16 protein-coding genes and 1 pseudogene are annotated in these 26,438 nt (G+C 62.1%); 10 read left to right on the top strand and 7 right to left on the bottom strand.

The window, feature by feature from the left end:
- The first annotated feature begins 103 nt into the window (after positions 1-103).
- The 4 genes from ACX80L_RS16240 to ACX80L_RS16225 all read left to right on the top strand — a co-directional run bounded on the left by ACX80L_RS16240 (position 104) and on the right by ACX80L_RS16225 (position 5,849).
- A complete protein-coding gene (locus tag ACX80L_RS16240; RefSeq protein ID WP_459291009.1) occupies positions 104-1,045 on the top strand; it encodes an ABC transporter permease in 942 nt (313 codons plus the stop codon).
- A complete protein-coding gene (locus tag ACX80L_RS16235; protein WP_459291007.1) occupies positions 1,042-2,856 on the top strand; it encodes a dipeptide/oligopeptide/nickel ABC transporter permease/ATP-binding protein in 1,815 nt (604 codons plus the stop codon). Before ACX80L_RS16240 ends, ACX80L_RS16235 begins: the two co-directional genes overlap by 4 nt.
- Positions 2,856-3,698, top strand: coding sequence for an ATP-binding cassette domain-containing protein (locus ACX80L_RS16230; RefSeq protein ID WP_459291005.1), 843 nt, complete (start codon positions 2,856-2,858; stop codon positions 3,696-3,698). The genes ACX80L_RS16235 and ACX80L_RS16230 overlap by 1 nt, the downstream gene beginning before the upstream one ends.
- Positions 3,699-4,376: 678 nt before the next feature.
- Positions 4,377-5,849: an MFS transporter gene (locus tag ACX80L_RS16225; RefSeq protein WP_459291003.1), complete on the top strand. Its 1,473-nt coding sequence runs from the start codon at positions 4,377-4,379 to the stop codon at positions 5,847-5,849.
- A 29-nt stretch (positions 5,850-5,878) separates the two neighbouring features.
- Here the strand turns inward: ACX80L_RS16225 and ACX80L_RS16220 are convergent.
- The 3 genes and pseudogenes from ACX80L_RS16220 to ACX80L_RS16210 all read right to left on the bottom strand — a co-directional run.
- Positions 5,879-6,639, bottom strand: a pseudogene (locus ACX80L_RS16220) (IS3 family transposase); the annotation flags it as partial.
- Between the two features lie 305 nt (positions 6,640-6,944).
- Positions 6,945-7,964 (bottom strand): Gfo/Idh/MocA family protein, encoded by a 1,020-nt coding sequence (locus tag ACX80L_RS16215; RefSeq protein ID WP_459291001.1) that lies wholly within the window; start codon positions 7,962-7,964, stop codon positions 6,945-6,947.
- A gap of 11 nt (positions 7,965-7,975) precedes the next feature.
- Positions 7,976-10,237 carry a glycoside hydrolase family 3 C-terminal domain-containing protein gene (locus ACX80L_RS16210; RefSeq protein ID WP_459290999.1) on the bottom strand — a complete coding sequence of 754 codons (2,262 nt, stop codon included), beginning with the start codon at positions 10,235-10,237 and terminating at the stop codon, positions 7,976-7,978.
- Between the two features lie 94 nt (positions 10,238-10,331).
- Here ACX80L_RS16210 and ACX80L_RS16205 point away from each other — a divergent pair, with 94 nt between their 5' ends.
- The 4 genes from ACX80L_RS16205 (at position 10,332) to ACX80L_RS16190 (ending at position 17,248) form a co-directional block, all read left to right on the top strand.
- Complete coding sequence (locus ACX80L_RS16205) at positions 10,332-10,940, top strand: TetR/AcrR family transcriptional regulator (RefSeq protein ID WP_459290997.1); 609 nt, start codon at positions 10,332-10,334, stop codon at positions 10,938-10,940.
- A gap of 314 nt (positions 10,941-11,254) precedes the next feature.
- A complete protein-coding gene (locus ACX80L_RS16200; RefSeq protein WP_459290995.1) occupies positions 11,255-12,622 on the top strand; it encodes an MFS transporter in 1,368 nt (455 codons plus the stop codon).
- A 59-nt stretch (positions 12,623-12,681) separates the two neighbouring features.
- On the top strand, positions 12,682-14,973 hold the full coding sequence (locus ACX80L_RS16195) for an alpha-L-rhamnosidase (RefSeq protein ID WP_459290993.1): 2,292 nt from the start codon (positions 12,682-12,684) through the stop codon (positions 14,971-14,973).
- 268 nt (positions 14,974-15,241) lie between these two features.
- Positions 15,242-17,248 (top strand): hypothetical protein, encoded by a 2,007-nt coding sequence (locus ACX80L_RS16190; protein WP_459290991.1) that lies wholly within the window; start codon positions 15,242-15,244, stop codon positions 17,246-17,248.
- A 609-nt stretch (positions 17,249-17,857) separates the two neighbouring features.
- On the opposite strand, the gene ACX80L_RS16185 is transcribed toward ACX80L_RS16190, so the two are convergent.
- The 3 genes from ACX80L_RS16185 to mhpA all read right to left on the bottom strand — a co-directional run bounded on the left by ACX80L_RS16185 (position 17,858) and on the right by mhpA (position 23,359).
- Positions 17,858-18,028, bottom strand: a complete 171-nt coding sequence (locus ACX80L_RS16185) for a hypothetical protein (protein WP_459290990.1) — start codon at positions 18,026-18,028, stop codon at positions 17,858-17,860.
- A gap of 159 nt (positions 18,029-18,187) precedes the next feature.
- On the bottom strand, positions 18,188-21,601 hold the full coding sequence (locus ACX80L_RS16180; protein WP_459290988.1) for a pyruvate carboxylase: 3,414 nt from the start codon (positions 21,599-21,601) through the stop codon (positions 18,188-18,190).
- 147 nt (positions 21,602-21,748) lie between these two features.
- Positions 21,749-23,359: a bifunctional 3-(3-hydroxy-phenyl)propionate/3-hydroxycinnamic acid hydroxylase MhpA gene (gene mhpA, locus ACX80L_RS16175; RefSeq protein ID WP_459290986.1), complete on the bottom strand. Its 1,611-nt coding sequence runs from the start codon at positions 23,357-23,359 to the stop codon at positions 21,749-21,751.
- A 229-nt stretch (positions 23,360-23,588) separates the two neighbouring features.
- Between mhpA and ACX80L_RS16170 the strand changes: the two genes are divergently transcribed.
- The gene (locus ACX80L_RS16170) at positions 23,589-24,887 is read left to right on the top strand and encodes an MFS transporter (RefSeq protein WP_459290984.1); all 1,299 of its coding nucleotides are present in this window, start codon (positions 23,589-23,591) and stop codon (positions 24,885-24,887) included.
- Complete coding sequence (locus ACX80L_RS16165) at positions 24,884-25,624, top strand: DAPG hydrolase family protein (protein ID WP_459290982.1); 741 nt, start codon at positions 24,884-24,886, stop codon at positions 25,622-25,624. The genes ACX80L_RS16170 and ACX80L_RS16165 overlap by 4 nt, the downstream gene beginning before the upstream one ends.
- 35 nt (positions 25,625-25,659) lie before the next feature.
- Here the strand turns inward: ACX80L_RS16165 and ACX80L_RS16160 are convergent, their stop codons facing one another.
- On the bottom strand, positions 25,660-26,424 hold the full coding sequence (locus tag ACX80L_RS16160) for an IclR family transcriptional regulator (RefSeq protein ID WP_459290980.1): 765 nt from the start codon (positions 26,422-26,424) through the stop codon (positions 25,660-25,662).
- Positions 26,425-26,438: the final 14 nt, after the last annotated feature.

The following is a 26,438-nucleotide window of genomic DNA, read 5'->3' as shown; positions in this document are numbered from 1 at the left end:
TCCTCCTCCCCCCTTCCCCCCCCCCCCCCCCCCCCCCCCCCCCCCCCCCCCCCCCCCCCCCCCCCCCCCCCCCCCCCCCCCCGCGCCACACCTTGGAGACCTTATGCTCACCTTCCTCCTTCGACGCATCGGCGAGGGGATCCTTCTGATCTTCATCGTCACGGCCATCACCTTCTTCCTAACGTTCGGCGCTGACATCCCCGTGGCGCTGAACATCCTCGGCCCGAACGCCGCACCCGAACAGATCACCACCCTCGAGGGGCAGCTCGGCATCGACCGGCCCCTCGTTGAGCAGTACTTCAACTGGGTTACCAATGCCTTCCAAGGCGACCTTGGACGCTCCTATTTCACGAGCGAACCGGTCGCGACCGCGCTGGCCAGTCGGCTGCCCGTAACACTATCCGTCGTTCTACTATCCTGCGTCGTGACCATCGTCGCCAGTGTCCTGCTGGGTGTTGCCTCCGCTGCCCGCGGCGGCTGGATCGACTCGCTCCTGCAGGGCATCGCAACCCTTTCCTTCGTCTTCCCGGCGATCATCCTGGGCATCGGCATGGTGTACCTCTTCGCGATCACCCTCAAATGGGTGCCAGCAGTGGGGTTCACGTCGTTCTCCGATTCACCCGGTGCATGGTTTGCATCGGTCATCTTGCCTGCAATCGTCCTCGCCATCGGCGGTATCGCAGCCCTCGCCGCCCAAATACGCGGGTCACTCATCGATGAGCTGAACCGCGAGTACGTGCGAACACTGCGCAGCAGAGGCGTCTCTGAACGGTCCATTTTCTTCAAGCACGCTATGCGAAATGCAGCCAGCCCTGCCCTCACGACATTCTCTTTGCAGTTCATCACCCTCTTCGGCGCCTCCTTGTTCATCGAGAAGATCTTCGCCCTTCCCGGATATGGAACCTACGGCTTTACAGCGACGATTCAGGGTGACCTACCCGCGATGCTTGGCGTCACCCTCTTCGGCGTAGGACTCGTCGTCGTGGTGAACCTTGTCGTCGACGTAATCAATGGTTGGCTCAACCCGAAAGCGAGGGTGTCATGACAGTCCCGGAGCCTGAAACCATCGTTCCCGTCGGCTCAGCCACCGGCAAGCGTCGCGCCGGCGCCTTCCGGCGTCTGCTGACCAAACCTCTGGGCGTGGCTTCCCTCGCGGTCCTCGTGGTTCTGGTGATTTTGGGCCTGCTCGAGCCCCTATTGAGTACCAACGACCCTTCGTTCAGCTCGCTTGAGCACGTCAACGCACCTCCTGGGACCCCGGGATGGCCTCTCGGCGCGGACCAGTACGGCCGGGATATCTGGGCAAGGGTCCTGACCTCGATTCAGGTCTCTCTCATCTCAGCGCTGATCGGCGCCAGCATGGCAATCGTCATCGGATCCGTCTTCGGCCTAATCGCCGGATACATCGGCAACAAAACCGATGCAATCACGTCCTGGGTGTTCAACCTGATGATGACCTTCCCAGTCCTGATCCTCGTCATGGTCCTCTACCCGGTCATGGGCTCCTCATATCAGGGCATGATGGTGATCTTCGGGTTCTTCCTGGCACCGAGCATTTACCGGCTTGTCCGCAACCTCGTCGTATCGGTTCGCAATGAGCTTTACGTCGATGCCGCCAAGGTGTCCGGCCTGTCGAACCGGCGCATCCTGTCGCGACACGTCTTCTATGTCGTGAGGGGACCCATCGTCATCTCCGCGGCATTCATGGCCAGCGCAGCCATCGGCGTGCAGGCCGGTCTTGCATTCCTAGGCTTTGGATCCTCCACGATGCCGAGCTTCGGCTCGATGACGGGAGACGCGTTCACAAACATCTACAGCAAACCACTGCAGATCGTGTGGCCAGCACTGTTCCTAGCCCTGCTCAGCGGCGGACTGGTACTCCTCGGTAACGCATACCGGGACGTACTCGCGGCACCATCTGCCGTCGCCAACAAGAAGGCACGAGCCAAGGCTGCTCTGGGTGAGCCTGCCATCACCAGTCAAGGCGCAGTTCGGACAACGACAAAGGCCACCAACAACCTCCTGTCCATCCAGAATCTGTGGGTCAGGTATCCCCAGCCGGATGGCAGCGTCAAGGCCGTGGTAACAGGCATGGAGCTCGACATCGCCCCTGGTGAAGTCGTCGGTCTCGTGGGTGAATCAGGTTCGGGGAAAACCCAGACGGCGTTCTCCATCCTCGGTCTGCTACCTAAGGACGCGCAGGTCAGCGCCGACATCATGCAGCTGGCCGGCGAATCCCTTCTGGGTCCGGACATCCGGAGCATCCGCAGGATTCGCACCGGAGTGGTGTCCTATATTCCCCAGGAACCGATGGCGAACCTCGATCCGTCGTTCACCATCGGCAGTCAACTCGTCGAACCCCTGTTGAACCGGATGTCCCGGGCCGAGGCGAAGCAAACAGTCCTTGCCCTGCTCGAGCGAGTAGGAATCAGCGACCCGACCCGAACCTACAAGTCCTACCCCTACCAAATTTCAGGAGGCATGGCCCAGCGCGTCCTGATCGCCGGAGCGGTCGCGAGTCGTCCAAAGCTCTTGATTGCCGATGAACCCACCACCGCACTGGACGTCACCATCCAAGCGGAGATCCTGGACCTGCTGCGGGACCTCCAGGCCGAATACGGCATGGCAGTCCTGCTCGTGACCCACAACTTTGGCGTCGTCGCCGACCTATGCGACCGCGTCCTAGTCATGCGAGACGGCGAACTGGTCGAAGAAGGAGAAGTGCGCCAAATCTTCCACCACCCCGCCCATACCTACACGCAGGAACTCATCGGTTCAATCCTCGACGAGGGAACCGTGCGATCAGATCCGGTACGGACAAACGTTGCGACAGCAATCAGGATGGAGCACAAGTGATGGAGGCACCGACGCAGAACTTGCTGACGGTTTCGGACCTCAGGCTGGCCTACCCTGGACGTGGGCTGCGCTCACGATCCCCTGACGTACTCAAAGGTGTGTCCCTGACCATTGCGCCTGGGGAAACTCTCGGGCTCGTCGGTGAATCAGGATCCGGCAAGACAACCCTGGGACGAGCGGTACTGGGACTGGCGAAACCTACCGGCGGCACGATCAAGTTCGCGGGCCGGGACATCACACACCTGAATCAACACCAGCGCCGACCCCTCGCGCGCGACATTCAGGTCGTTTTTCAGGACCCCTACACATCACTGAACCCAACCCTGCAGATCGCGGACATCCTTTCCGAACCACTCATTGCGCAGGGCACGGAGGCCGGCCAGGCACGACGGGCGGTCCTGGAGCTCCTCGACAAAGTCGGCATGCCTGCTAACGCGGCTGAGCGATATCCTCGGGAATTCAGTGGAGGGCAGCGCCAACGAGTCGCGATCGCACGGGCCCTGGCGCTGAAGCCGAAGCTGATCGTCTGCGACGAACCGGTCTCGGCGCTGGATTTGACCACGCAGGCTCGCGTCCTTGATCTCTTCATCGAGCTGCAGCGAGAGACAGGTGTGGCGTATCTCTTCATCACCCACGACCTGGCCGTCGTCCGCCATATCAGTCACCGCGTCGCGGTGATGTACAAGGGTGAGCTAGTCGAGACGGGGCCCGCCGCTGCAGTCACGACGAACCCGAGCAACAGTTACACGAAGAACCTGCTCCTCGCCGCGCCGATAGCCGACCCCGACCGTCAGAGAGAACGACGTGAGGCACGCAACAGGCTGCGTGCCGCTACCGCCTGACACCTCTGACCGCGTAGGGCACTAGAAGCACCAACGCCCCTCACACTCGGTGTGGTTCGATGACGCGAACATTGATCCGCACCGGCACTGGGACCCTGTCCGGGGACGGATGAAGCAGGGTCCTATACGAAGCTCGGCCGCATTGAGTGGATGTGGCCGGGCTTCGGGGAAAGCCTGGCCGCATTGAGTGGATGTGGCCAGGCTTTCCTGTTCCGTCGCACCGAGGATGACCTCGTCGATAATTCGCTGTCAACCTCCTGGCAAATGCCACGGAGCGAGGCGGGGTACAACCAGTGCTCACACTGCACGCTGACGGGACGACCCACATCGTCGTGGCACCGGGTGAGCGCGTCAGCTTCCTAGCGGACGCCGCCACACCGGGGACAGCACGCATCACGGCCTTCGAGTGGGACCTCACTGGACGCGGCCGGTACGAACCCGATGACGTAACAATGGTTCCCGCCGACCATGCCACGAGCCGCCGCTCGGCGGTCTTCACTGAGCCAGGCGAACACTTCGTCGCCGTGCGCGTGACAGCCAGGCAGGACCCAGCACAGAGATCCCCTTTCGCGCGGCTACAAAACGTTGCACGCGCCCGTGTCACAGTTCGTGGCTACGCGTAACAGCGTCAGGAACACTCCTGCAGCATCACTTCTGATCGGCGAATTTTGGAGAGAAATGAGTACGGACATCACCACGTCGACAACTAGCCCGGCGAGGGAAGCGGCGCATCCAAATTTGGTAATTGCTATTCTCGCGTTTGCTGGGATGGGAGCTTCGTTCATGCAGACCATCCTCATCCCGATTCAGGCGAAGCTGCCGGAACTACTGGATGCCACCCGAGAGGACACAGCTTGGGTGATTACGGTGACCCTCCTCGTATCAGCTATCTGCACACCTATCTCAGGCAAGCTCGGCGATATGTATGGAAAGCGTCGCGTAGCCGTCGTGTTGCTGTCGCTTCTCATCGTCGGATCGGTCATAAGCGCGCTGTCACCCACTGTCGTTCCGCTCATCATCGGACGCGGACTGCAGGGAACTGGTATGGGCGTCATCCCTCTCGGTATCTCCATACTTCGCGACATACTGCCCAAAGAAAGACTCGGCTCTGCTATCGCATTGGTGAGCGCAACTCTTGGTGTTGGCGGAGCCCTCGGCCTACCTATCAGCGCACTCGTTACCGAGAATTACGACTGGCATGCTCTGTTCTGGGTAGCGGCCAGCATCGGAACGATTGCACTGATTCTTTTTGCCCTGCTCGTTCCTTCTACCGCCGGTCAACCGCTCGGTCGGTTCGATTTCGGAGGCGCTTTCGGCCTTGCCCTCGGCCTGACCGGTCTCTTGCTTGCTGTCTCTCGCGGTAATGGATGGGGATGGAGTAGTCCTCCGACGCTACTGTCTTTGGCGACCGGAGTCGTCGCACTGCTCGTGTGGGGCTGGTATGAGCTACGACAGAGCAATCCGCTGGTCGATTTGCGCGTGAGCGCCCGCGGCCCTGTCCTGATGACTAATCTTGCCTCGATCGCGATGGGCTTCGCCTTGTTCTCTTCGAGCATCGTCTTTCCTCAACTTCTCGAACTACCCGAAGCGACCGGCGGACTCGGACTTACCCTCATCAGCGCAAGTTTTGTCTTGATGCCCTCCGGCCTTGCGATGCTGGCGATATCTCCCATCGCCGGACGGGCTGAGCGACGGGTCGGACCGAAACCACTTTTGGTCGCTGGCGCAATCATCATCGCCAGCGCCTACCTGGCAGCCGTTCTGGTTGACCTCACTTTGTGGTGGGTGCTGGGCATCAACACGGTCATAGGTGTTGGAATTGGTTTGGGCTACGCGGCGATGCCGACCCTCATCATGCGGGCTGTCCCTGTGAATGAAACGGGCGCTGCGAATGGTCTGAACACGCTCATGCGTGCTCTCGGTACCAGCGTCGCTGCAGCGGTCATCGCCGCTGTCCTCGCGAATTCGGCGCAGAACACAGCAGGAGCGGCCATTCCTACTGAAGCAGGATTTAGTCTTGCACTGATCCTTGGACTGACCACAGCGGCCCTATGCGCGGTTCTCGCAGCCCTCATACCAACACCCAAATCGAAGCAAGGAGAGGTGACCCGCCCTGGGTTTGATGGAGGCTCGCCGATTCCTACCAAATGATCGTGGTTGATTGCGCCAGCATGAATTGCCTACTCGGATTCCGCGGGCGGGGCACCGCCCAGGTAGCTATGGAGGCGTTTGGTGTTGTGCCATCGAACCATCCGACAGTCGCTAGCTTAAGGTCGTCGACCGTCTTTCATGGACCAGGGAGAGCTGGACCTCGAGCGACTTCGGTCTCGTAGTCACTATTCACCGTTCCGGTCGGGGCATTGTCATATGAATCGCCAACAGTTCTGATCGAAGGCGTAGTGCCAGTCTCCGCGAGGGGTCTGCCGTCACGAATCGACCTGGACTGATTGCCGCATCGCTATGGCAGCGCAAATCATCATGGTGTGTACCGCGGCTCCGCTTCGCCATCTCGACCGCGTCGAGGACCATCTCGGTACGCATAGGTCATGCACAGCCAAGCCGACTGTCATACGAGAGTACCTATCGATGATGAAGCAGGCATACGCGACACCAGTTCACATCGGGACTGACGTCAGGCCAGTTACCCACGACCGGTTCGGGCCATCGCAATGAACTTCCGGTCCACTAGCTTCAGGTGTCGGACTGCAGCGGCATCGGGGCCGGTGGTTCTGACGCGATTACTTCGCGTCGCGCCCTCGAGGCCGGCGGCTCCCATCAGGCTGCCCGTTTGGCTCCGTCCGGGATCGATCTCGGTACGACGGGCGGCTTTCCAGAGTTTACGGCCACCGTAAACGCAGTAGTTGTCTTTCCAGAACCGGATCAGTTTTGGGGTGAGGTTCGCATCGCTGACGGCACGAGCACCCGAGGTGCGGTTCTTCGCTTAGTACGTGCTGGAGCCGCCTGCGGCAGCGGGGGTGGACGTGTCTGCCTCATTACAGGGGACCGCGAAGCTTTTATCGCCGCACCCAAGTTCCACTTAGATGTCGCCGTCTACGCTCACCAAGTCACCCCTGCAGGGAGGGTCGAAGTCCCGTTGTGACCGGAGGACTAACCAGAGAACAACTGCCACTTTTTCGGGGTCCCGAACCGGCTTTGCAGAATACCGGCTACGACTCATGTGCAGGGGTTCTAATACTAGGGCTTGTGGCGGAGAAGACATTCAGAGGGGCGCCAGCCCTTTCGTGGCTAAATTTGGCTCTGCCGGAGTTGCCGCCTAATTTCATCCATGATTTCGAAAGCGACGATGGTTTGTTGCGGGAGGTGGAGGTCGCACTTTATGGCGCCCTTTGCGATAACTTCATTAACCGTGTGAATCATCGGTCTAAACCCGTTCCCCTCGGGCGGAAGGTGCACGATGTCGGGATTGTGCAGCGATCCAGAAGCTCCGGAGTGTACTGCGTAGTTTGGGCTTGCCCAAAACGGCCAGGGAACCGAAATCCAGCCTGTCGTGCCATTGATTGAAGCACTGGGGTCGACGAAGTCAACCATCGACGCAGCAATTTGGGCATACTTCCCGTCGTCAAACTCCAGTGTTACGTGTTCCGCGAGGTCCACGCCGTCATCCCGCATGCTACCTCGAACGATGATTTCCCGCGGCGTCCCGAGGAGCATGAGCGCGAGAGTTACTGAGTAAATACCTTGGTCAAGAAGAGTGCTACCGCCCAGTTCAGCCGACCAACGGCTGCCGCGGTCAGTTGGGAAGGGGATGCCGAAGGAGGCTCGCACGCTGCGAACCTCGCCAACCACGCCCGCGTCGAGGTCCTTCATCATGCGGCGGAAACAGTTCCCAAACTTCATCCACATCGCTTCCATAGCAAACAGCCCGAGTTCAGAAGCTGTTTGGAAGATCTCGCGAGCTTCCTCAGCATTCAGCGCTATCGGCTTCTCCACAAGGACGTGCTTGCCTGCTAGCAGCGCGCGGAGTGCTATCTCGCGATGGGTTCCGTGCGGTGTCGCGATGTATACAGCGTCTATGCCTGGATCCTCGAGTAAGTCCTCGATGTTGCCGTGAGAGCGCTCAAAGGCAAAGTCGTGTGCGAACTGGGCGGCTCGGTCGGCGTCCCGAGATGCCACCGCCGCTCGTCGCGATCCCGTCGCAAGGGTGAAGTCAGGAGCAATCGTGCGGCTCACATCACCTGTTCCGATGACTCCCCATCCGACCGGCTTGGCACTGGGTGAGCGTTCAACGGGGCCCGACTGTGACATCCGCATATTACTCATAGGGCACTATTTGCGGCGTCTAGGATCTGGTCAAGCTGTTCAGGCGTCATTTGCCCGCCCATCGTTGTCATCCGGCCGATCGGAATCGAATTCATCATGCGTGCCATGTCGATACCCAGCTCTTCTCCTTCTGGGATGTTCGAACTGCCGAGTCCTTCTGCCATCACAGCACCGAACACCGCCGCCGCTACTGGGTTTTGAAGCACTTCGGCAATCGTGGAATTAGGCGTCAGAGTATGGCGCATGTCATCACCCTTGACCATGATCATCTGCCTGACGCGGAGGTCCCTGCTCGATGCGCCGATAGCGACCTCGTAATCGCCGTTTTCCACGCACCATCCCTCGCCTCTGGTATCCCAGTAGGCAAGATCTGCGCGTCGGATGTGAATGCTGACCTGCTGGGACTCGCCGGGCTGCAGGTACACGGAGGTGAATCCTTTGAGTTCCATAGGGGCTCTTGCGACGGGGGAGTTGGGCACGCCAACATACGCCTGAACGACTTCGCGACCGCCGCGGTCACCTGTGTTGGTGATCGTGACGCGAGCCTTGATGCCCGTGTCATCCGCGACAAGGTCGAGTTCGGAGTAGGCGAAGGAGGTGTAGGAGAGACCGTGACCGAATGGAAAGACAACCGGCATCTTCCGAGCGTCATACCAGCGGTAACCGACGAAAAGTCCTTCCCCGTATCGCACGTGCGAATTCTCGCCAGGAAAATTGAGGAAGGACGGGGTGTCTTCGAGGCGCGTAGGCACTGTTTCTGCAAGCCTGCCGGAGGGATTGACGTCGCCAAACAGGACATCGGCGATAGCACCACCAGCGGCTTGCCCCAGCAGTGCCCCATCGAGAATGGCAGGGGCCTTCGCCGCGACGGGCGCCAATCGCAGCACTCCTCCGTGGGAGAGAATAACGATTGTCCGTGGTTGCACGGCAACAACGGCTTCGAGCAGCTGCAACTGGTCCTGCGGAATCTCGATGTGCTCCCGATCGAACCCTTCCGACTCTTGGCGTGCTCCGAGCCCGAGAAAAAGTACTGCTGTGCCCGCCTCCTCGGCGGTGCGCACAGCGTCCTCGCGAAGGGCAGTAGCGTCACCTAAACCGTCCGTGGTGAACCCCTGGGAGAAGCTCACCACCGCATCCGGGGCACTGGACTTGATCTCTTCCAGCGGCACATCAACGCGGGTGGCGTTCACATGTGAAGATCCGGCTCCCTGGTAGCGGGGCACTCGAGCAAATTCTCCGATGACAGCAATTGATGAGGATCGCTGCAACGGAAGAATGCCTTCGTCATTCTTGAGAAGAACGATGCTGTTGCCGGCGACTTCACGAGCGAGGGCATGGTGTTCTGTCTTGTCGTAGGTAGCGCCGGGCCGGCGGCCGGCACGTGTTTTCGCGTCGAGAGCTGCGATCTGGTTCGCAGCACGGTCCACAGCATGCGCCGATAGCTGGCCTTGTGTGACCGCCGCGGCGACGGCAGCATCTCCAGGGAGGTCGCCGCCTGGCATGGTGAGGTCGACGCCAGCAGAAATCGCGGCCACCCGGTCGCGAACCGCACCCCAATCGCTCATCACCGCGCCCTGGAATCCCCACTCCTGTCGCAGCACGTCGGTCAGGAGCCAGTGGTTCTCCGCGGCGTAGACACCATTGATCTTGTTATAAGAGCACATCACCGTCCAGGGCTGTGCGTCCTGAACAATCCGCTGGAAGGGACGCAGATAAATTTCACGTAGAGGGCGGGGATCGATATCGGAGCTTGAGCGCATCCGGTCGTGTTCGGCGTTGTTGGCTGCGAAGTGCTTTAGCGACGTTCCGACACCTTGGCTTTGCACGCCACTGACCCATGCTGCGCCGAGTGCCCCGGCCAGGAACGGGTCTTCGGAAAGGTACTCGAAGTTCCGCCCGCACCGGGGGTCACGCTTGATGTTGACCCCCGGCCCCAGCAGTACCCCTACGTTCTCGGCCTGGCATTCCTCACCTAGCGCGACACCGATCCTCTGTACGAGTTCGGGATCCCAGGTCTGACTGAGTCCAACAGCGGGTGGGAAGCAGGTTGCCGGCACACTGGCCCCGATACCGAGATGATCTGCATCAGACTCGGCCTGTTTCCGTAGGCCATGAGGCCCGTCAGAGACCTGCACGGAAGAGATCGCACCCACAGCTTTCGTGGACCAAAAGTCGGCTCCACCGCTTAGCGCAGCCTTCTGCTCAAGCGTGAGCTCCTTGGTGCTGGCCGAAGCATGGTGTGAGATATCGAGGCTCATAAGGGTCCCGTCGTCGTTGATCAGTGAAGTGCCAAGCAGCGGCTCAAAAACTGTACGTCATGTAGTTTTTTGCAGCAAGAGCTAGACTCCTTGCATGGCTAGGCAGGGCTCTTACCCAAAAGGCGTGGCGAAGCGTGAAGAGATTCTCGAGAAGGCGTTAGAGGTTGTAGCCCGCGTTGGCTACAGCGGAGCGACTGTCCGTCAGTTGGCAGATGCCGTAGGACTGACCCAAAACGGACTTCTCTACTACTTCGGGAGCAAGGAACAGCTCTTCGTCGAAATCCTGCGCCTTCGTGACCGACTTGATGATCTTGCCTTCGGGCGCGACGATGACTCTTCAAATGACCTTGGTGACAGAGTCGCGAGGTTCATCCGCCACAACTCTGATGTTCCCGGTCTCGTCCAACTCAACGTCGGCCTTGCTGCCGAAGCGACGTCGCCAGATCATCCCGCTCACGAATATTTCAAGGAGCGGTACGCCCTGTCCCGCGCCCGGGGCGCGGACACGATACGCATGCTTCAGGCTTCAGGAAGGATCCCTGGTGCCGTTGACCCTGAGAGTCTGGCCACCATCATGCTCGCTGTTTCCGACGGGCTGCAAAGCCAGTGGCTCTACGAGCCCCGCATCGACATGACTGAACAATTCCTCAACTTCTGGGAGCAGGTGGGTCACGCCGTGATCACGACGGCTGGTCATCCCTAAATAGGCTTCTGGCTAGCTCATCTCTCAAGCGGGTTACCCACTCAGCCCGAGCCTGAGTAAACAACCCAAGCGGGTGTAACCCTCTTGCATCAAAAAACTGCACGACGTACAGTTTTCTCAGCCTTCCGATTCGCCAAGTTCTCAGCTCCTTCTTGGAGCCCGACGACCTGGCGGATTCTCTCTCACCTCGGGACCCATCAACGCCGATTGGAACGACAATGCCGTCAGAGTCTGCTCCTCCCTCTACCCCGATCGGGGAAACCCCTTCTGCGCTTGAAGCCCAGGTCCTTGAACCAGAGGCCCCTGGTACCTCGATGCGTCTGGCCGGCGGCAAACCGCTGCGCCAGTACCTGTTTTGGTTGGGTGCGACTACGGCAGCCATTAGCACGGTGTGGGGTGCCATGGCGGGGATTATGCTGCCGAACCACGTCCAGCTCCTGGAGTTCGGTCAGTACTTCACGGGAGTTGATGCCGGCGTAGACCTCCAGCAACTGAACGCACTGAAGACAGCCGTGGAATCAGGATCAGTGACCGCAACAGCTGATCAAGTGCGTCAACTTGATCTTCTGCGTCAGTTCGAAGCGAGCCGGGCCCAAAACCTGGCCCTGGTCGCCACCGTGGGTGCGATCCTCACCATGCTCGTGCAACCGATTATCGGCGTCCTGTCAGACCGCACACGGTCACGATTCGGCCGTCGTATGCCATGGATCCTTTTCGGCGGCGTGATCGGTGCGTTCCTGCTGATGAGTTTGCGGTTCGCTCCCGCTATCGGCGTCCTCGTTGTGCTCTGGACATTGGCTCAGATGATTTTGAACTCTGCTGCTGCCCCGCTGGCCGCCACGCTCGCGGACCGAGCCATTGAATCCAAGCGCGGTACCGGATCAGCCATCGCCGGCATGGGGAACTTCATTGGAGGCATCGGCGGTGCTGTCATCGCAGGCATAAGCTTCGGCATCATTGGGCTCAATGCCTACTTCATCTTCGGCATCCTAATCATTGGTGGAGTCATCGGTTTCGCTCTCTTCGCGAAGGACCGCTCCTCCACTGAACTGCATGTTCTCCCCCATACCTGGGGTGCGTTCTTCCGGGGTTTCCTCGTTCCACTGCGTGCCGCTGACTTCCGCTGGGTCTGGGTGGCCCGCGTCCTTTTGACCTTCGGCTTCGGTATCTCCAGTGCCCTGAACTTCTTCATGCTCCAGAGCTATATTCAGCCAGGACTTAGCGCCGCAGAAGCAACCGCCTTCGTTCCCGTGCTCAGTCTGGTGGGCTTCCCCGGCACAATCATCGGACTCATAGTTGCCGGCCGGCTCTCCGATACGACTGGGCGCCGTAAGCCGTTCGTCATCGTCGCGTCCCTGTTGATGGCACTGGGATTCATCGTCCCTCTCGTTCTACCGACCGTTGCCGGTCTGATGATCAGCGGAGTGATCGTAGGCATCGCTTTCGGCTCCTACCTCTCTGTCGATCAGGCTCTCTTCATCGATGTGCTTCCCGACAAGGATGCCGCCGGCCGTGATCTCGGTATAGCCGCACTCGGCGGCAACCTGGGACAGGCACTGGCACCCTTCCTAGCTGCACAGGTGGTCGTCATCACCGGCGGGTACGCCGGGATATGGGCGGTTGCAGCGGCCCTCGTCGTCATCGCGGCCCTGGCCATCATTCCGGTCAAAAGCGCCCGCTAGTTCTGGGCCGTTACTCGCCCTCCAGACCTCCTCCTTACCCTCATCCTGAAAGCGACTCCATGACTCTTCCCGTTCCGCCCTCAGGCGCGATGATCAAAGCCCGTGTTCCCATGGAGTGCGCGCCCCTGTTCCGAAGGGCTTTTACCCTTCCCACCGGTCACGGTGCGCTGCGATCGGCAACCCTGTTGATCACCTCGCTGGGCATCTGCGAAGCATGGATTAATGGCAAGCCTGCGTCCCCGGACGTCCTCACCCCGGGATGGAGCAGCTATGAATGGCGGTTGCGATACGCACAGTGGGATGTCACCGACCTGGTCGAGCAGGATTCCGTGCTGGGAATCGCCGTTGGTAACGGCTGGTCCAGGGGCCGACTTGGCTTCAGCGGCAGCCAAGCCATCTACGGTGATACCAGAGGCATCCTTGCGGAACTGCGCCTGACCTTCGCCGACGGGTTCACGCACTCGATCTCCACCGATGAATCATGGGAGTCGGGTCCCAGTGCAATCCTGACCGACGACCTCTACGACGGACAGACCATCGATGGTACTCAGGCAGCTGCGGCCCGAGGCAACCTCATGCCTGGTGACGCATCGATCTGGGCGGGCGTCGATGTCGTCGAAGACTTCGATAGGAACCGACTTGTCCCCTACATCAGTCCACCAGTCCGGCGGCAGGAGCAGCTTCGCCCCACGAGGATCTGGACATCCCCTGCCGGAGCGACTTTGGTGGACTTCGGCCAGAATCTCGTTGGGTGGATCAGGGTCGACGTTCAGGGCGAGCCCGGAGCGATCCTCGAGCTGCGTCATGCCGAAGTGCTCGAACACGACGAGCTGGGTATGCGCCCGTTGCGTAGCGCGAAGGCAACGGATCGCTACATCCTCAGCGGTGAAGCCGATACGTTCGAGCCAACCTTCACGTTCCATGGCTTCAGATATGCAGAGATCACGGGCTGGCCCGGCTCTGCTGACGAGCTCCAGGAATCACTCACCGCTGTCGTGGTTGGGTCCGATCTGGCACGCACTGGGTATTTCGAATGCTCCAATCCGCTCCTGAACCAGCTTCACTCCAACATCGTCTGGAGCATGAAGGGCAACTTCGTCGACGTTCCTACCGACTGCCCGCAGCGTGACGAGCGCCTCGGGTGGACAGGAGATCTAGCTGCCTTTGCACCCACCGGGCTGTACCTCTACGATGCGAAAGATTTCCTACGCGACTGGCTGCAGGACCTTGCTGCCGAACAGACAGCAGCAGGCGGAGCTATCCCAATGGTCGTCCCGGATAACTTCAAGTACGACAAGCTCGCAGCTGAGAATGCCGAAGCCACCGGGATGCCGGACATCACGGTGCTTGCCCTATGGAACGACGCTGCCATCTGGGTTCCCTGGGCTGTGTGGGAAGCAACGGGGGACTCTCAGGTATTGAGCGATCAATTTGCCTCCATGTCCTCCTACGCGCGCCGCATCGGCACCACCATCTCCGAGCGGGGTTTGCTCGATGGAGGACTGCAACTGGGAGATTGGCTGGATCCCACCGCACCTCCCGAGAATCCGATGGCCGGGGCTTCTGACCGCTTTGTCGTTGCCACTGCCTGTGTGTACCGCTCAGCCGCCTTGATGGCTCGTACCGCTGAGGTTTTGGGTAAGACTCTAGAGCAGGAGGAGTTTGAAACACTCGCCCGGAAGATTAAAGACGGGTTCACCCGGGAGTATGTGGCCGGCGCCCGTATCCGCAGTGATGCCCCGGCTGTGTACGCATTGGCAATCGCTTTCGATCTGCTCGATGACGAGGTGCGGACAGCTGCGGGGGAGAGGCTCGCTGAACTGGTGCAGGAATCCGAGTTCCACATCTCCACCGGATTCGCCGGAACCCCTTTCATCGCAGGAGCTCTGTCTGAAACAGGGCACTTGGATGTTGCGTACAAGCTCCTGCTTCAGCAGGGGTGTCCTTCATGGCTGTACCCGGTCACTCTTGGAGCGACGACTATCTGGGAGAGGTGGGATTCCATGCTTCCTGATGGAAGCATCAACCCCGGCGAGATGACCAGTTTCAATCACTATGCCTTCGGTGCAATCGGTGACTGGATGCACAAAGTCGTTGGCGGAATTGCTCCTCTCGAACCCGGGTACCGCACAGTCCTCATCGAGCCACAACCTGGTGGTGACCTTACTTGGGCAAAGGTATCTCTCATGACTCAGCAGGGACTCGTGTCCATACACTGGGAATTGAATGACGACGGTTTGTCTGTGAACGTGAAAATCCCAGCAGGATCTACGGGGATCGTCCGACTTCCGGGCATTCCAGAGACCCAGATCGGCGCAGGTCACCACCACCTGACAGCATTGACCGCATAACGCTCCGAAAGCACTACAGCCCCTCAAACTCGGTGTGGTTCGATGACGCGAACATTGATCCGCACCGGCACTGGGACCCTTGTCCGGGACGGATGAAGCAGGATTCTGCACGAAGCCGGGCCGCATTAAGTGGCTGCAACTGAGCTTCGGGGAAAGCTTGGCTGTATTGAGTGGATATGGCCAGGCTTTCCTGTTCCGTCGCACCGAGGATGACCTCGTCGATAATTCGCTGTGCACTACATCAGCAGGTACTTACCCGGAGGTGCTCGTGATTGACCACGCCACTACATCACCAGAGCTCGGTTTGACACAGCCCTACCTCGATGTGGACGAGCAACGGAACTTCCCTGTCCCTCATCGCTATGTTCATGGTGGGTTCAAGGACGGCGCAACACGGTTCTCCTTCTATATGCCTGCCCAAAGCGACTACCAGAACAGGTTCTTCCAATACATCACCCCAGTACCCCTGAGCGAGACTCTCTCACAGCAGGGCAGGGGGGAAGAGGACAAGATCTCGTTCTCGATCGAGAGTGGGGCCATCCTCGTGGAAAGCAATGCCCGTGGTCCTGCATCTGCCGATCCGACATACGGTGCCTACCGGGCCAACGCTGCTGTTGCGAAGTTCGCTCGGCGATTCGCCGAAGACGCTTACGGCACCCATACCTGCTTCGGGTATGCCTTCGGCGGCAGTGGGGGTGCCTTCCGGACTATCGCCGGGGCTGAGAACACTCACGATGTGTGGGACGGGTTTGTACCGTACGTGGTGGGCTCGCCCATGTCGTTGCCCAACGTCTTCACCGTCCGACTCCATGCCAAGCGGGTCCTGCGGGATTGCCTCGACGATATCGTCGACGCCCTCGAACCTGGTGGAAGTGGGGACCCGTACGCCACGTTGGGCGCCGAGCAGGCCGCGGCGCTTCGGGAAGCCACTAGCATGGGCTTTCCTCTGAGGTCGTGGTTCGCCCACGAGACGATGGGGATGCACGCGTTCGCAGTCATCTACCCCGTGCTTCGGATGATCGACCCGACCTATTTTGACGACTTCTGGACGACAGCGGGTTACCTCGGCGCTGACCCTGAATCGTCGATTCATGAGGATCGGGTTGTCTACTCCACCCGGATCAGTGAACTTTTGAGCCTTGCTGACCTTAGATTACTCGGGATCGATGTTGGGCCGCATCCGGGTGAGTCCACTGGAGGAGCAGACGACGGATGGCTGGGGGATGCCCCATCTCAGGAGGTCTTGCCCGCGGGTGTCCGACTGGGGGACCATCTCACACAGGACCCTTTCGAGTGCGAACTGGTGCTTGGTGGTGAGGCGGCCGGTCAGCGTCTGGTGGTGCTTCGCGTCGTCGAGGACATCGCCATCCTCGGCCCTGTCGAGGCGACGATCGTGCGCGGGCTTCGCGTGGGGGATGAGGTCACCCTCGATAACAGTGGGTTCCTTGCGGCGCAAACGTATCACCGCCACCAGATGCCGGGCCCGGACTTCCCGGTGTGGAATCAATTCCGGGATGAGCGCGGCGAACCCCTGTACCCACAACGGCCAGTCCTGATAGGGCCGATGCTTGCCCTCAGCGCGACCGGGGCGCTGCAGACAGGAACGTGGGCCGGGAAGATGATCATCGTTGAATCGCTCCTCGACAGGGAGGCCTTCCCATGGCAGGCGGACTGGTACCGCCGGCTCGCATGTGAGCACTTCGGGGACGCCACCGAAGATCATCTGCGTGTCTGGATGGTCGATAACGCGCTGCACGGCGACTTCGAAGAACAGGAACACCCTACGCACACGGTCAGCTATCTCGGAGTTCTTCACGAAGCCCTACGGCAGCTTGCCGCATGGGTGGAACAGGACAGGGAGCCGGCTGCCTCGAGCGCCTATGCGGTTTGCGACGGCCAGATCAACCTCCTGGCAAATGCCACGGAGCGAGGCGGGGTACAACCAGTGCTCACACTGCACGCTGACGGGACGACCCACATCGTCGTGGCGCCGGGTGAGCGCGTCAGCTTCCTGGCGGACGCCGCCACACCGGGGACAGCACGCATCACGGCCTTCGAGTGGGACCTCACTGGACGCGGCCGGTACGAACCCGATGACGTAACAATGGTTCCCGCCGACCATGCCACGAGCCGCCGCTCGGCGGTCTTCACTGAGCCAGGCGAACACTTCGTCGCCGTGCGCGTGACAGCCAGGCAGGACCCAGCACAGAGATCCCCTTTCGCGCGGCTACAAAACGTTGCACGCGCCCGTGTCACAGTTCGTGGCTACGCGTAGGTAGCCGTGAGCCGCAAAATAGGAGCTGAAATCTCATAACGTAGAAGTTGTCCCAGCTAGCTTCAAAGTGCCCCTGCCGTGCGACGAAGGCAAAGCCTGGTCCAAGTTCGCACAGGGTGGATGATCCGGTCAGTGAGGGTCCACTCGAGATCGCCATCGTCGACCTCTGTAGTCAGCCCACGTCCAGACAGATCGCCATACGAATCGTGAGGACAAGCACAATGACAGGCACGGTCGTGGTCGCGCGCAACCCGGCCTGTTCCAGATGAAAGAGTTAGCCCAGCCGTCCATCCGTCCAGCCGTGCAGCTGCACAGGCGGCGAGGAGCGGCCTGACGGCGGCCCCAACTTTCCGACTCCGGCGCCGCTCGATTTCAAGCCTCATCCACGGCGCAGAAGTGAACTCACTTCGACCAAGTAGCACCAGCTGACGCGGGATCGCTGACTTTCCGCCACTGCAGAAAAGGGCTCGCCTGACCCTTCGCCCTTGATCGCCGATAACGTACATCTGTTAGGTAGTGAACATTCCTTGGCCGTGTTCCTTCGAAGTCGCCGGAGTCATTCGCACATAGCTGCGTGGCCATTTCACTAGGTGCTGCTTGACTGAGCTGCTAGCGATCCTGTCTGGGCCTCTGTCCTGGTATTGGCGTGATGTCGACGCCTTCGCTGTAGTGGAACGCGCGCCGGCCGCCGCTGACCACGGGCAGCACCCAGATAACTGTGGCGTCCTGGGTGAGGACGTCGATCACCCCTTCGTAGGGCAGCTCCTTCCCCTCCTGCACCGTGACCCGGTCGTGGGTCGCAAACCGGCCCAGTCTCTCCGCCCGATAGGGGCGAACAGAGTGGGCGGGAAGGAATACGCGTAGGGCCTCACTCGCCGCCGGAGGGGTTGTGCCATGATCGTGTGCTGCCCTTTCCCATGGTTCTCAGTCAACTTGCCCTTAGTGGGGGGTGATGACGAGGAGGAGGTCGCCTCCCTGGGCGGATTGGACGCCGGTGTGGGTGGTGCGGGTGATGGTGCCGGTGATGGGGGTGGTAATGTTGGCTTCCATTTTCATGGCTTCGATGGTGGCAACGGTGTCGCCGGCGGTGACGGTATCGCCCTCGGCGCGGCTGACGGTGACGGATCCGGCGAAGGGGGCGGGGATGTGGCCGGGGGTGGTGGGGTCGGCTTTCTCGGCGGTCTTCACGTCACTGGTGGCGCTCTTGTCGCGGACGCTGACGGGTCGCATCTGCCCGTTGAGGGTGCACATGACGGTCCGCATGCCCTTCTCGTCGGGCTCGGACACCGCTTCGAGGGTCGCGATGAGCCGGACGCCCTTGTCGAGTTCGATGACGTGCTCCGTCCCCGGCTGCAGTCCGTAGAGGTAGTCAGCGGTCCCGAGGAGGGACACGTCCCCGTAGGTGTCGCGGGTGGCGCGGAACTCCCGCGCGGGCCCGGTGAAGAGCAGGGTGTTGAGCGCGTTCCGGCGTTCCTTCGGGGTACCGGCGAGTTTCTTCTCGTCGTCGGCGGTGAGCTCGGCGTCGCGCGGCTTGAGTTCCCGTCCCTTGAGGGCCTTCGTGCGGAACGGTTCGGGCCATCCGCCGGGCGGGTTGCCGAGCTCCCCGTTGAGGAATCCGATGACCGAGTCCGGGATGTCGTAGGCCTGCGGGTTCTCCTGGAACTCCGCCGGGTCGGCGTTGGAGCCGACGAGGGCCAGGGCGAGATCACCGACGACCTTCGAGGACGGGGTGACCTTCACGAGGCGGCCGAGGATCCGGTCCGCGGCGGTGTACATGTCCTCGATGGCCTCGAAGCGCTCCCCGAGCCCGAGGGCGATGGCCTGCTGCTTGAGGTTCGAGAGTTGACCTCCGGGGATCTCGTGCCGGTAGACCCTGCCCGTGGGTCCGGGCAGCCCGGACTCGAACGGTGCATACATCCGTCGGACGGCCTCCCAGTAGGGCTCCAGCGCGCACACGTTCGAAAGGTCCAGCCCGGTGTCGCGGGGTGTGTGGGCCAGGGCCGCGACCAGGGCAGAGGCCGAGGGCTGGCTGGTGGTCCCGGCCAGGGGCGCGCTGGCGACGTCGACGGCGTCGACCCCGGCGTCCACCGCCGCGAGGAGGGTGGCGAGCTGTCCGCCGGCGGTGTCGTGGGTGTGCAGGTGAACCGGCAGGTCGAACCGGTCGCGCAGGGCGGTCACGAGCTGCGCGGCGGCGGCCGGTCGGAGCAGGCCCGCCATGTCCTTGATCGCCAGGATGTGCGCTCCGGCGTCCACGATCCGCTGCGCCAGCTCCAGGTAGTAGTCCAAGGTGTAGAGCTGCTCCGCGGGGTCGAGCATGTCCGCCGTGTAGCACAGCGCCACCTCGGCGACCGCGGTGCCGGTGGCCCGCACCGCCCGGATCGCCGGTTCCATCTGCGACACGTCGTTCAGGGCGTCGAAGATCCGGAAGATGTCGATCCCCGACGCGGCAGCCTCGGCCACGAACGCGGTCGTGACCGCTTCCGGGTACGGGGTGTAGCCGACCGTGTTCCGGCCCCGCAGCAGCATCTGCAGGCAGATGTCCGGGATCTCGCGGCGCAGCGCGTCCAGGCGCTCCCACGGATCCTCCCCCAGGAACCGGAGCGCCACATCGTAGGTCGCCCCGCCCCACGCCTCCACCGACAAAAGGCCCGGCGTCAGCGCCGACACCGCCGGCCCGGCCGCGGCCAGGTCCCGGGTCCGCACCCGCGTCGCCAGCAGCGACTGATGCGCGTCCCGGAACGTCGTGTCCGTGACCGCCACCGCGGTCTGCTCCCGCAGCGCCTTCGCGAAGCCCTCGGGCCCGAGCTCCAGCAGCCGCTGCCGGCTCCCCTCGGGGGGCGGGGCCTTCCGCTGGGCTTCCTCGAGCTCCGGGAGCTTGTCCCGGGGATCCAGGTGTGCGGGCCGGGCACCGTTGGGCTGGTTGACGGTGACGTCGGCGAGCCAGGTCAGCAGTTTCGTGCCCCGGTCCGCCGGCACCCGGGCGGTGAGCAGTTCCGGGCGCTCGTCGATGAACGACGTCGCGACATTCCCGGCGATGAAGTCCGGGTCATCCAGCACCGCCTGGAGGAAGGAGATGTTGGTCGAGACCCCGCGGACCCGGAACTCGGCCAGCGCGCGCCGCGCGCGCGTGACGGCCGACGGGTAGTCCCGGCCCCGGCAGGTGAGCTTGACGAGCATCGAGTCGAAGTGCGGGCTGATCTCCGCCCCCGCATACACCGTCCCACCGTCCAGGCGCACCCCGGCACCGCCCGCGGACCGGTAGGCGGAGATCCGTCCGACGTCGGGGCGGAAGCCGTTCGCGGGATCCTCCGTGGTGATCCTCGACTGCAGAGCCGCACCGCGCAGGGTCACGGTGTCCTGGCTGAGCCCGAGATCCGCCAGGGACTCGCCCGCGGCGATGCGCAGCTGCGACTGGACGAGGTCCACGTCGGTCACCTCCTCGGTGACCGTGTGCTCGACCTGGATGCGCGGGTTCATCTCGATGAACACGTGCTGGCCGGCCCGCTCCCCGACCGTGTCGACGAGGAACTCGACCGTGCCCGCGTTCACGTAGCCCAGGGCGGTGGCGAACTTCACCGCGTCCCGGTGCAGGGCCTGCCGGATCCCCTCATCGAGGTTCGGGGCAGGGGCGATCTCGATGACCTTCTGATGCCGGCGCTGCAGCGAGCAGTCCCGCTCGAACAGGTGCATCACATTGCCTGACGCGTCGGCGAGGATCTGCACCTCGATGTGACGGGGCCGCAGGACCGCCTGCTCCAGGAACATCGTCGGATCCCCGAACGCGGACTCGGCCTCGCGCATCGCCGCCTCCAGCGCCTCGGGCAGCGCCTCGCGCGTATCGACCCGGCGCATCCCGCGCCCGCCGCCGCCGGCCACGGCCTTCGCGAACACCGGGAACCCGATCTCGTCCGCCGCGGCGATGAGCTCCGCCACGTCAGCGCTCGGCCGCGACGACGCCAGCACCGGGATGCCCGCGGCCCGCGCGGCATCCAGGGCCTTGACCTTGTTCCCGGCGAGCTCCAGCACATCCGCCGGCGGACCCACGAACGTGATCCCCGCCTCGGCCGCCGCCCGCGCCAGTCCCGGGTTCTCGGACAGGAACCCGTACCCCGGATAGATCGCATCACACCCGGCCTCACGGGCCACCCGGATGATCTCGTCGATATCCAGGTACGCCCGCACCGGGTGACCCTCGGTCCCGATCAGGTACGCCTCGTCCGCCTTCTGCCGGTGGATCGAGTTGCGGTCCTCATGGGGGAACACCGCCACGGTCTTCGCTCCCGCCTCATACCCGGCCCGAAGGGCCCGGATCGCGATCTCACCGCGGTTGGCTACCAGAATCTTCGAAAACATTCGTGTCCTTTGAAAGTGGTGGTGCGAACGTTCACCACCCCTGCTGATGGCTGGCAGGGGTGGTGAACGGGGGAGTGGTTGGAATGACAGCAGTGGGTAGGGCTTAGAGTGCGGCTGCGTACAGTACGGGGTGCATCGTGCTTGTTCTTAGGCGGTGGCGAGGTGTCGGGTATGAAGCCCTGCGAGGAAGCCCAGGGCTAAATCCCTGGTTTGGGCAGCGGAGGCGGTTCCGTATAAGTGGAAATCCGGTCTGATCAGGACTGCGTCGACCGGGGTGGTCCGGGCGCCAAGGGAGTCGAACCATTGGTGGTAGGTTCCGTCGATGTCATCGATGATCTCTACACCGCCGGATACATGGCTGTCCTCTTCAAAGCTGGCTAGGCGGATCCCAAGGAGGCCTAAGCATTTCTGGTCATCCCTTGAAATGACCGCGAGCATGGAACTGCGTCTGGTAAGAAGAACGCCAGGGCCGCCCAGCAGGTCATCCAACAGCACTGCGGTTTGTCTGGGTCCGGTGACGCGCCCCTGGATGGCGAGTTCACCGCCGTGCGGACCGGTGTGGAGACCGTGGCCGAGCCCGGGTCGGGGAGGGGCCGGCGCTTTCCGAGTGGTTGCCCACTCCGCGATCATGCGCTCATCACGTGCCGCTGCATCATTGGGGTCGGTGAGGCAGATGACCTGCCCAAGACTTACTGAGAACTTCACAAAGGCGATGGCATGCTGGGACCGCTCCGGTCCGTAAGTGTCCAGCAGGGAATCGTCGGCGAGGCCGTCGATGACCGCTGACAGTTTCCAGGCCAGATTCATAGCATCGCGGACACCGGCGCCCAGTCCCTGGCCGGCGAACGGGGGCATCAAGTGGGCGGCATCGCCGGCAAGGAGAATCCGTCCCCGGCGCCACTCGGTGGCCCAGCACGCCTGGAAGGTGTACACCGAGTGCCGTTCGAGCTCCGCATTCTCCGAAGTGACGCCGTACGTTGCCAGCAGCTCCCACGCCTTTTCTGTGCGGTTCAGTTCCTCCCTTGTCTCCCCGGGCAGGCGCATGAACTCCCAGCGGCGCCGTCCGGGCCCGCCGGGGACCATCGTGGCCGGACGTGCGGTATCGCACAGCTGATTGGCGACATGGGGAAAATTGAGGCCAGGTCCCGGCTTGACGTCAATGACGAGCCAGTCGTAAAAAAAGCCTTCGTCGTGCCATTCAATCCCGGCGTGCTGGCGCACGGCACTGTTGGCTCCGTCGGCACCGATGAGCCAACCGGACACAGCAGTGACCTGCTCACCGTCACTGGATCTGCTCAGTTGAACGCGGATGTTGTCCTTGTCCTGGGATATCTCCCCAGCTTCCCAGCCCCGGAGAATAGTGACCGTGGGCAGTTCCTCGACCAGGGCATCAAGGCGGTCCTCCAGTGCTGGCTGGTTGAAGAAGTAGGTGTTGTACCAGCCCGATTCCCCGCGCCCACTCCAGTCAACCTCGACAAGCGTCTGCCCCTGACCGTTTCGCCAGACATACATATCGTCATAGGGCTCGGTTGCCTCGGGAATGCTGTCAGGGGAGAGCCCGACGGACTGCAGGATCCGCGCAAAATCCGAGCAGTGTGTCACGGCGCGGGGAAGCGGATATCCGGTTTCCTTGCGGTCGACGACGAGCACCCGGTGCCCGCGGCGTCCGAGTTGGAGCGCGAGCAGCTTCCCTACGGGCCCGAACCCGACGATTGTCACGTCTGCGCTGTGTAGGCCTGATCCGTCGATGGTCTTCATTGACATGCCTTTCGATTTCACACCTCTACATCGAGGCATCACTTAATCCACCGTAAGGAGCCATACGTGATCTGCCTCACATACTGTCCCGGCCTCCGGGACAGTAGTTGGCTGGCAGGATCAGCTGTCCCGAGTCCCGGGACAGCTGTGTTGTCCAGGTCACACTCTGTCCTCACCATGGCAATGGAGAGCCGCTCAAGGAGGTGCGGCCCCAATTGGAGGAGCACGAATGTTTACACCATCTGCTGCCGCTGCCGACACCCCCAAGACGGGGAAGTCGTATTCGGGGATCATCGCGCTGTGCATGCTCATTACCGTGATCGAGGGTTACAACCTGATCGTGTTTGGGCAGGTTGTCCCGCTCATCCTCAGAGATCAGTCCATGGGCATCACGGACCAGGCAATCGGCCTAATCGGTGGCGTCGTCTACATCGGAGCGATCCTGGGCGCGCTGATCGCCCCTCTGCTGGGGGAGCGGTTCGGCCGTAAGGCTGTCCTAGTCGGAGCCATCGCGGTGTTCGCTGCGGCCGCCGCGCTTACCGGACTCTCTCCGGACGGCCTCGTCATGGGCCTGGCCCGCTTCCTGGCCGGCCTCGGCGTTGGAGCGGCACTGACAACGGCGATGACCGTGGCACGTAACAACGCCCCCGCCCGCCGCGGATCCCTGGTCATCACCATCACCATGGCGGGAATTCCGCTCGGCGGCGTCGTTGCGGCCCTGATCGCCGTTCCGGTACTGCCGGCCTTCGGATGGCGCCCGATGTTTTTCATCGGTACAGCCCTTACCGTTGCGATTTTGGTTGCCGTCCTGCTGACGAAGTTTCCGGTCACGACCGAGCCGGAAATTGCCGGCCGTGCCTGGGCAACCCGGCACAAGCTGGCGGCCGTCTTCTCGGGCCGCGGGGCAGTGGTGGCGCTGATCATTGCAGTATGTGCTGTCGCGAACATGATCGCCTGGCAGGGCCTGAACGTGTGGGTCGTCGAAGCAATGATCGGCCTTGGGCTGAACCTGCAGATAGCTCTGCTGTTCAGTTTCGTCCTCACCGGCGCCGCAGTGATCGGTTCTTTCGCCACCGCCTGGATCGCAGACCGCTGGGGAGCGTCCCTCGCGGCCGTCCACACCGGAGCGTGCACCCTTCTGGGATTGGTGGGTATCCTGACACTGCCCTTCTCGGCGCCGCTAGCCGTAACCTGCGTTGCGCTGATCGGCATTGGCGGGCATTCGACGATGAACCTTGTGCACACCGCAACCTCTGATATTTACCCGCTCCCGGCCCGGGCAACCGCCTTGGGGTGGTCGAACGGTACTTCCTTCATCGGCGCCTTCCTCGGCCCGACCTTGGGCGGGGCTGCGATTGCCACCGGCGGATCATCTAGTGTCTTTGGCACCTTCGCGATTGCTGCGGGCGTGTGTCTGGCTGCGGTGGTGGGCTTGTACGTGGCTGACCGGAAAACTACTCACGCTTCGTTTCGTCACCCGCGCGGCCGCCACGGTGAGCCGCTTGTCCCTTCGGAGGTCCCCGCATGACACTGATACAGCACCCCGCAGGTGACCCCCGACCCGTTCTGGAACTGGAGGATCGTGTGTTCGACTTTGACCGGTTGCTGGATCCGGCGCCGATGGCCCTCGAGACCGGTTACCGCCGTCTTGACTCCGGGGTCTTGCACGTCGCCGTCCGGACCGACATGTACGGATGCACCGGTGAGATGTTCAACTGGTGGTTCGGAAGCCGGCCCGGGCCTCGCGAGTACGGCTGGTGGCATCCCATTGATCACGGTGCCAGTTCCTGGGCGGGAGGCACTCCGGGCGAGGCTGTCGGCTCCACCCACATCGTCACCGAGAAACTTACCGGCCTCCCCGACCAGGACCTCCTGATCGAGTTCCATGACCCGACCGAGTTCTTCACGGCGTCCGCTTACGCGGCTGCGCGTGAAGGTGGCACTGTTTCCACGGCGATTACCGGGCATGTGGGTTTTGGCCATGACGCCCCACAGCGGAAGGATGGCTCGGTGCTGGGCGGGCGTCTGCTGCACATCGGACGGGACACCGAATGGGGGCTGGTCATGCGCAGCCACTTCCTGCTCGGCTACGACCTCCCGGAAGCAGGCCTCCCCCCGGAACAGGTCACCGCCGAAGTCGATGAGGCGCTCGGGCCTAACCTCCTCCAGCACGCATATGACGAGTTCACATTCCTCTCACGGATTCTGCCGCCGTTATATGTCGCGGAAAGTCGGGGCAAAATCACCATCCCGCGGCCCTGGTAGGAGACCACAGAACCACGACAAGAAACGGGACGGACTCAACCAAGTCCGTCCCGTTTCTTCAGCTCCAGATATTTCCTCGTCCCCGACAGATCAATGACGGGGTTGAGCTCTTTCAAGCCCTCCAAAGCTGTTGTGCTCTTGGCGGCGAAGCGGTTTGTCGGCATGACAACAGCAATGGCCTGCAGCGCACCGGTGGGACCGATCATTGCTGTGGCGAGGGCGCAGATGCCCAGGTCATGCTCTTCAATGTCCACGGCCACGCCGACTCGTCGAATGAGGTCCACTTCGTCCTGAAGCTCCAACCTGTTGGTGATGGTGGTGTCCGTGAACCGTTCGAGCTCCTGAGGAAGGAGGTTTTCGGCTCGGGACGTCGGAAGCGCCGCCAGCAGGGCCTTGCCAATGCAGCTGGCATGCAAGGAAAAGCTTCTGCCGACCTTGGTGACGCCCTTGAGCCGCTCAGGGGAGGCCACCTGATCGACGATGACGACTTCGCGGCCACTGAAGATTGCCAGCTCAGCGTTCTCATTCGTGGCCCGAGCCAGGGAGACAAGCCGTCCCCGATTGGCACTGAGCAGGTAAAGATGACCGGCCATGCCGAATTTCAGCACGCCCGGACCCAGAGCGTAACCGGGCCGTCCCGGCGTGCGCACCACGTAAAGCTCTTCCTCCAGAGCCTGAATGGTCCGGTGCACGGAAGAACGGGGAAGGCCTGTGCGGGCAGCAAGTTCGGACAGGCCAAGACGCCCCCGGCTTTCGGCGAGGGCGTCCAGGATCAGGCTGACGCTGGAAAGGGTTGTCACGGCTTTATCACCGA

This window comes from Arthrobacter sp. MDT1-48-3, assembly GCF_054511015.1.
Note: the sequence above shows the minus strand (reverse complement) of the source record. Positions and strands in the feature narration are given on the sequence as shown.

What these genes read in the sequence shown, in the direction of transcription:
- ACX80L_RS16235 (WP_459291007.1), top strand. Translation starts at nt 1,042, where the DNA reads ATGACAGTCCCGGAGCCTGAAACCATCGTTCCCGTCGGCTCAGCCACC.
- ACX80L_RS16165 (WP_459290982.1), top strand. Translation starts at nt 24,884, where the DNA reads ATGACACTGATACAGCACCCCGCAGGTGACCCCCGACCCGTTCTGGAA.
- ACX80L_RS16180 (WP_459290988.1), bottom strand. Translation starts at nt 21,601, where the DNA reads ATGTTTTCGAAGATTCTGGTAGCCAACCGCGGTGAGATCGCGATCCGG.
- ACX80L_RS16200 (WP_459290995.1), top strand. Translation starts at nt 11,255, where the DNA reads ATGCGTCTGGCCGGCGGCAAACCGCTGCGCCAGTACCTGTTTTGGTTG.
- ACX80L_RS16215 (WP_459291001.1), bottom strand. Translation starts at nt 7,964, where the DNA reads ATGTCACAGTCGGGCCCCGTTGAACGCTCACCCAGTGCCAAGCCGGTC.
- ACX80L_RS16170 (WP_459290984.1), top strand. Translation starts at nt 23,589, where the DNA reads ATGTTTACACCATCTGCTGCCGCTGCCGACACCCCCAAGACGGGGAAG.
- mhpA (WP_459290986.1), bottom strand. Translation starts at nt 23,359, where the DNA reads ATGAAGACCATCGACGGATCAGGCCTACACAGCGCAGACGTGACAATC.
- ACX80L_RS16205 (WP_459290997.1), top strand. Translation starts at nt 10,332, where the DNA reads ATGGCTAGGCAGGGCTCTTACCCAAAAGGCGTGGCGAAGCGTGAAGAG.
- ACX80L_RS16230 (WP_459291005.1), top strand. Translation starts at nt 2,856, where the DNA reads ATGGAGGCACCGACGCAGAACTTGCTGACGGTTTCGGACCTCAGGCTG.
- ACX80L_RS16240 (WP_459291009.1), top strand. Translation starts at nt 104, where the DNA reads ATGCTCACCTTCCTCCTTCGACGCATCGGCGAGGGGATCCTTCTGATC.
- ACX80L_RS16195 (WP_459290993.1), top strand. Translation starts at nt 12,682, where the DNA reads ATGACTCTTCCCGTTCCGCCCTCAGGCGCGATGATCAAAGCCCGTGTT.
- ACX80L_RS16225 (WP_459291003.1), top strand. Translation starts at nt 4,377, where the DNA reads ATGAGTACGGACATCACCACGTCGACAACTAGCCCGGCGAGGGAAGCG.
- ACX80L_RS16210 (WP_459290999.1), bottom strand. Translation starts at nt 10,237, where the DNA reads ATGAGCCTCGATATCTCACACCATGCTTCGGCCAGCACCAAGGAGCTC.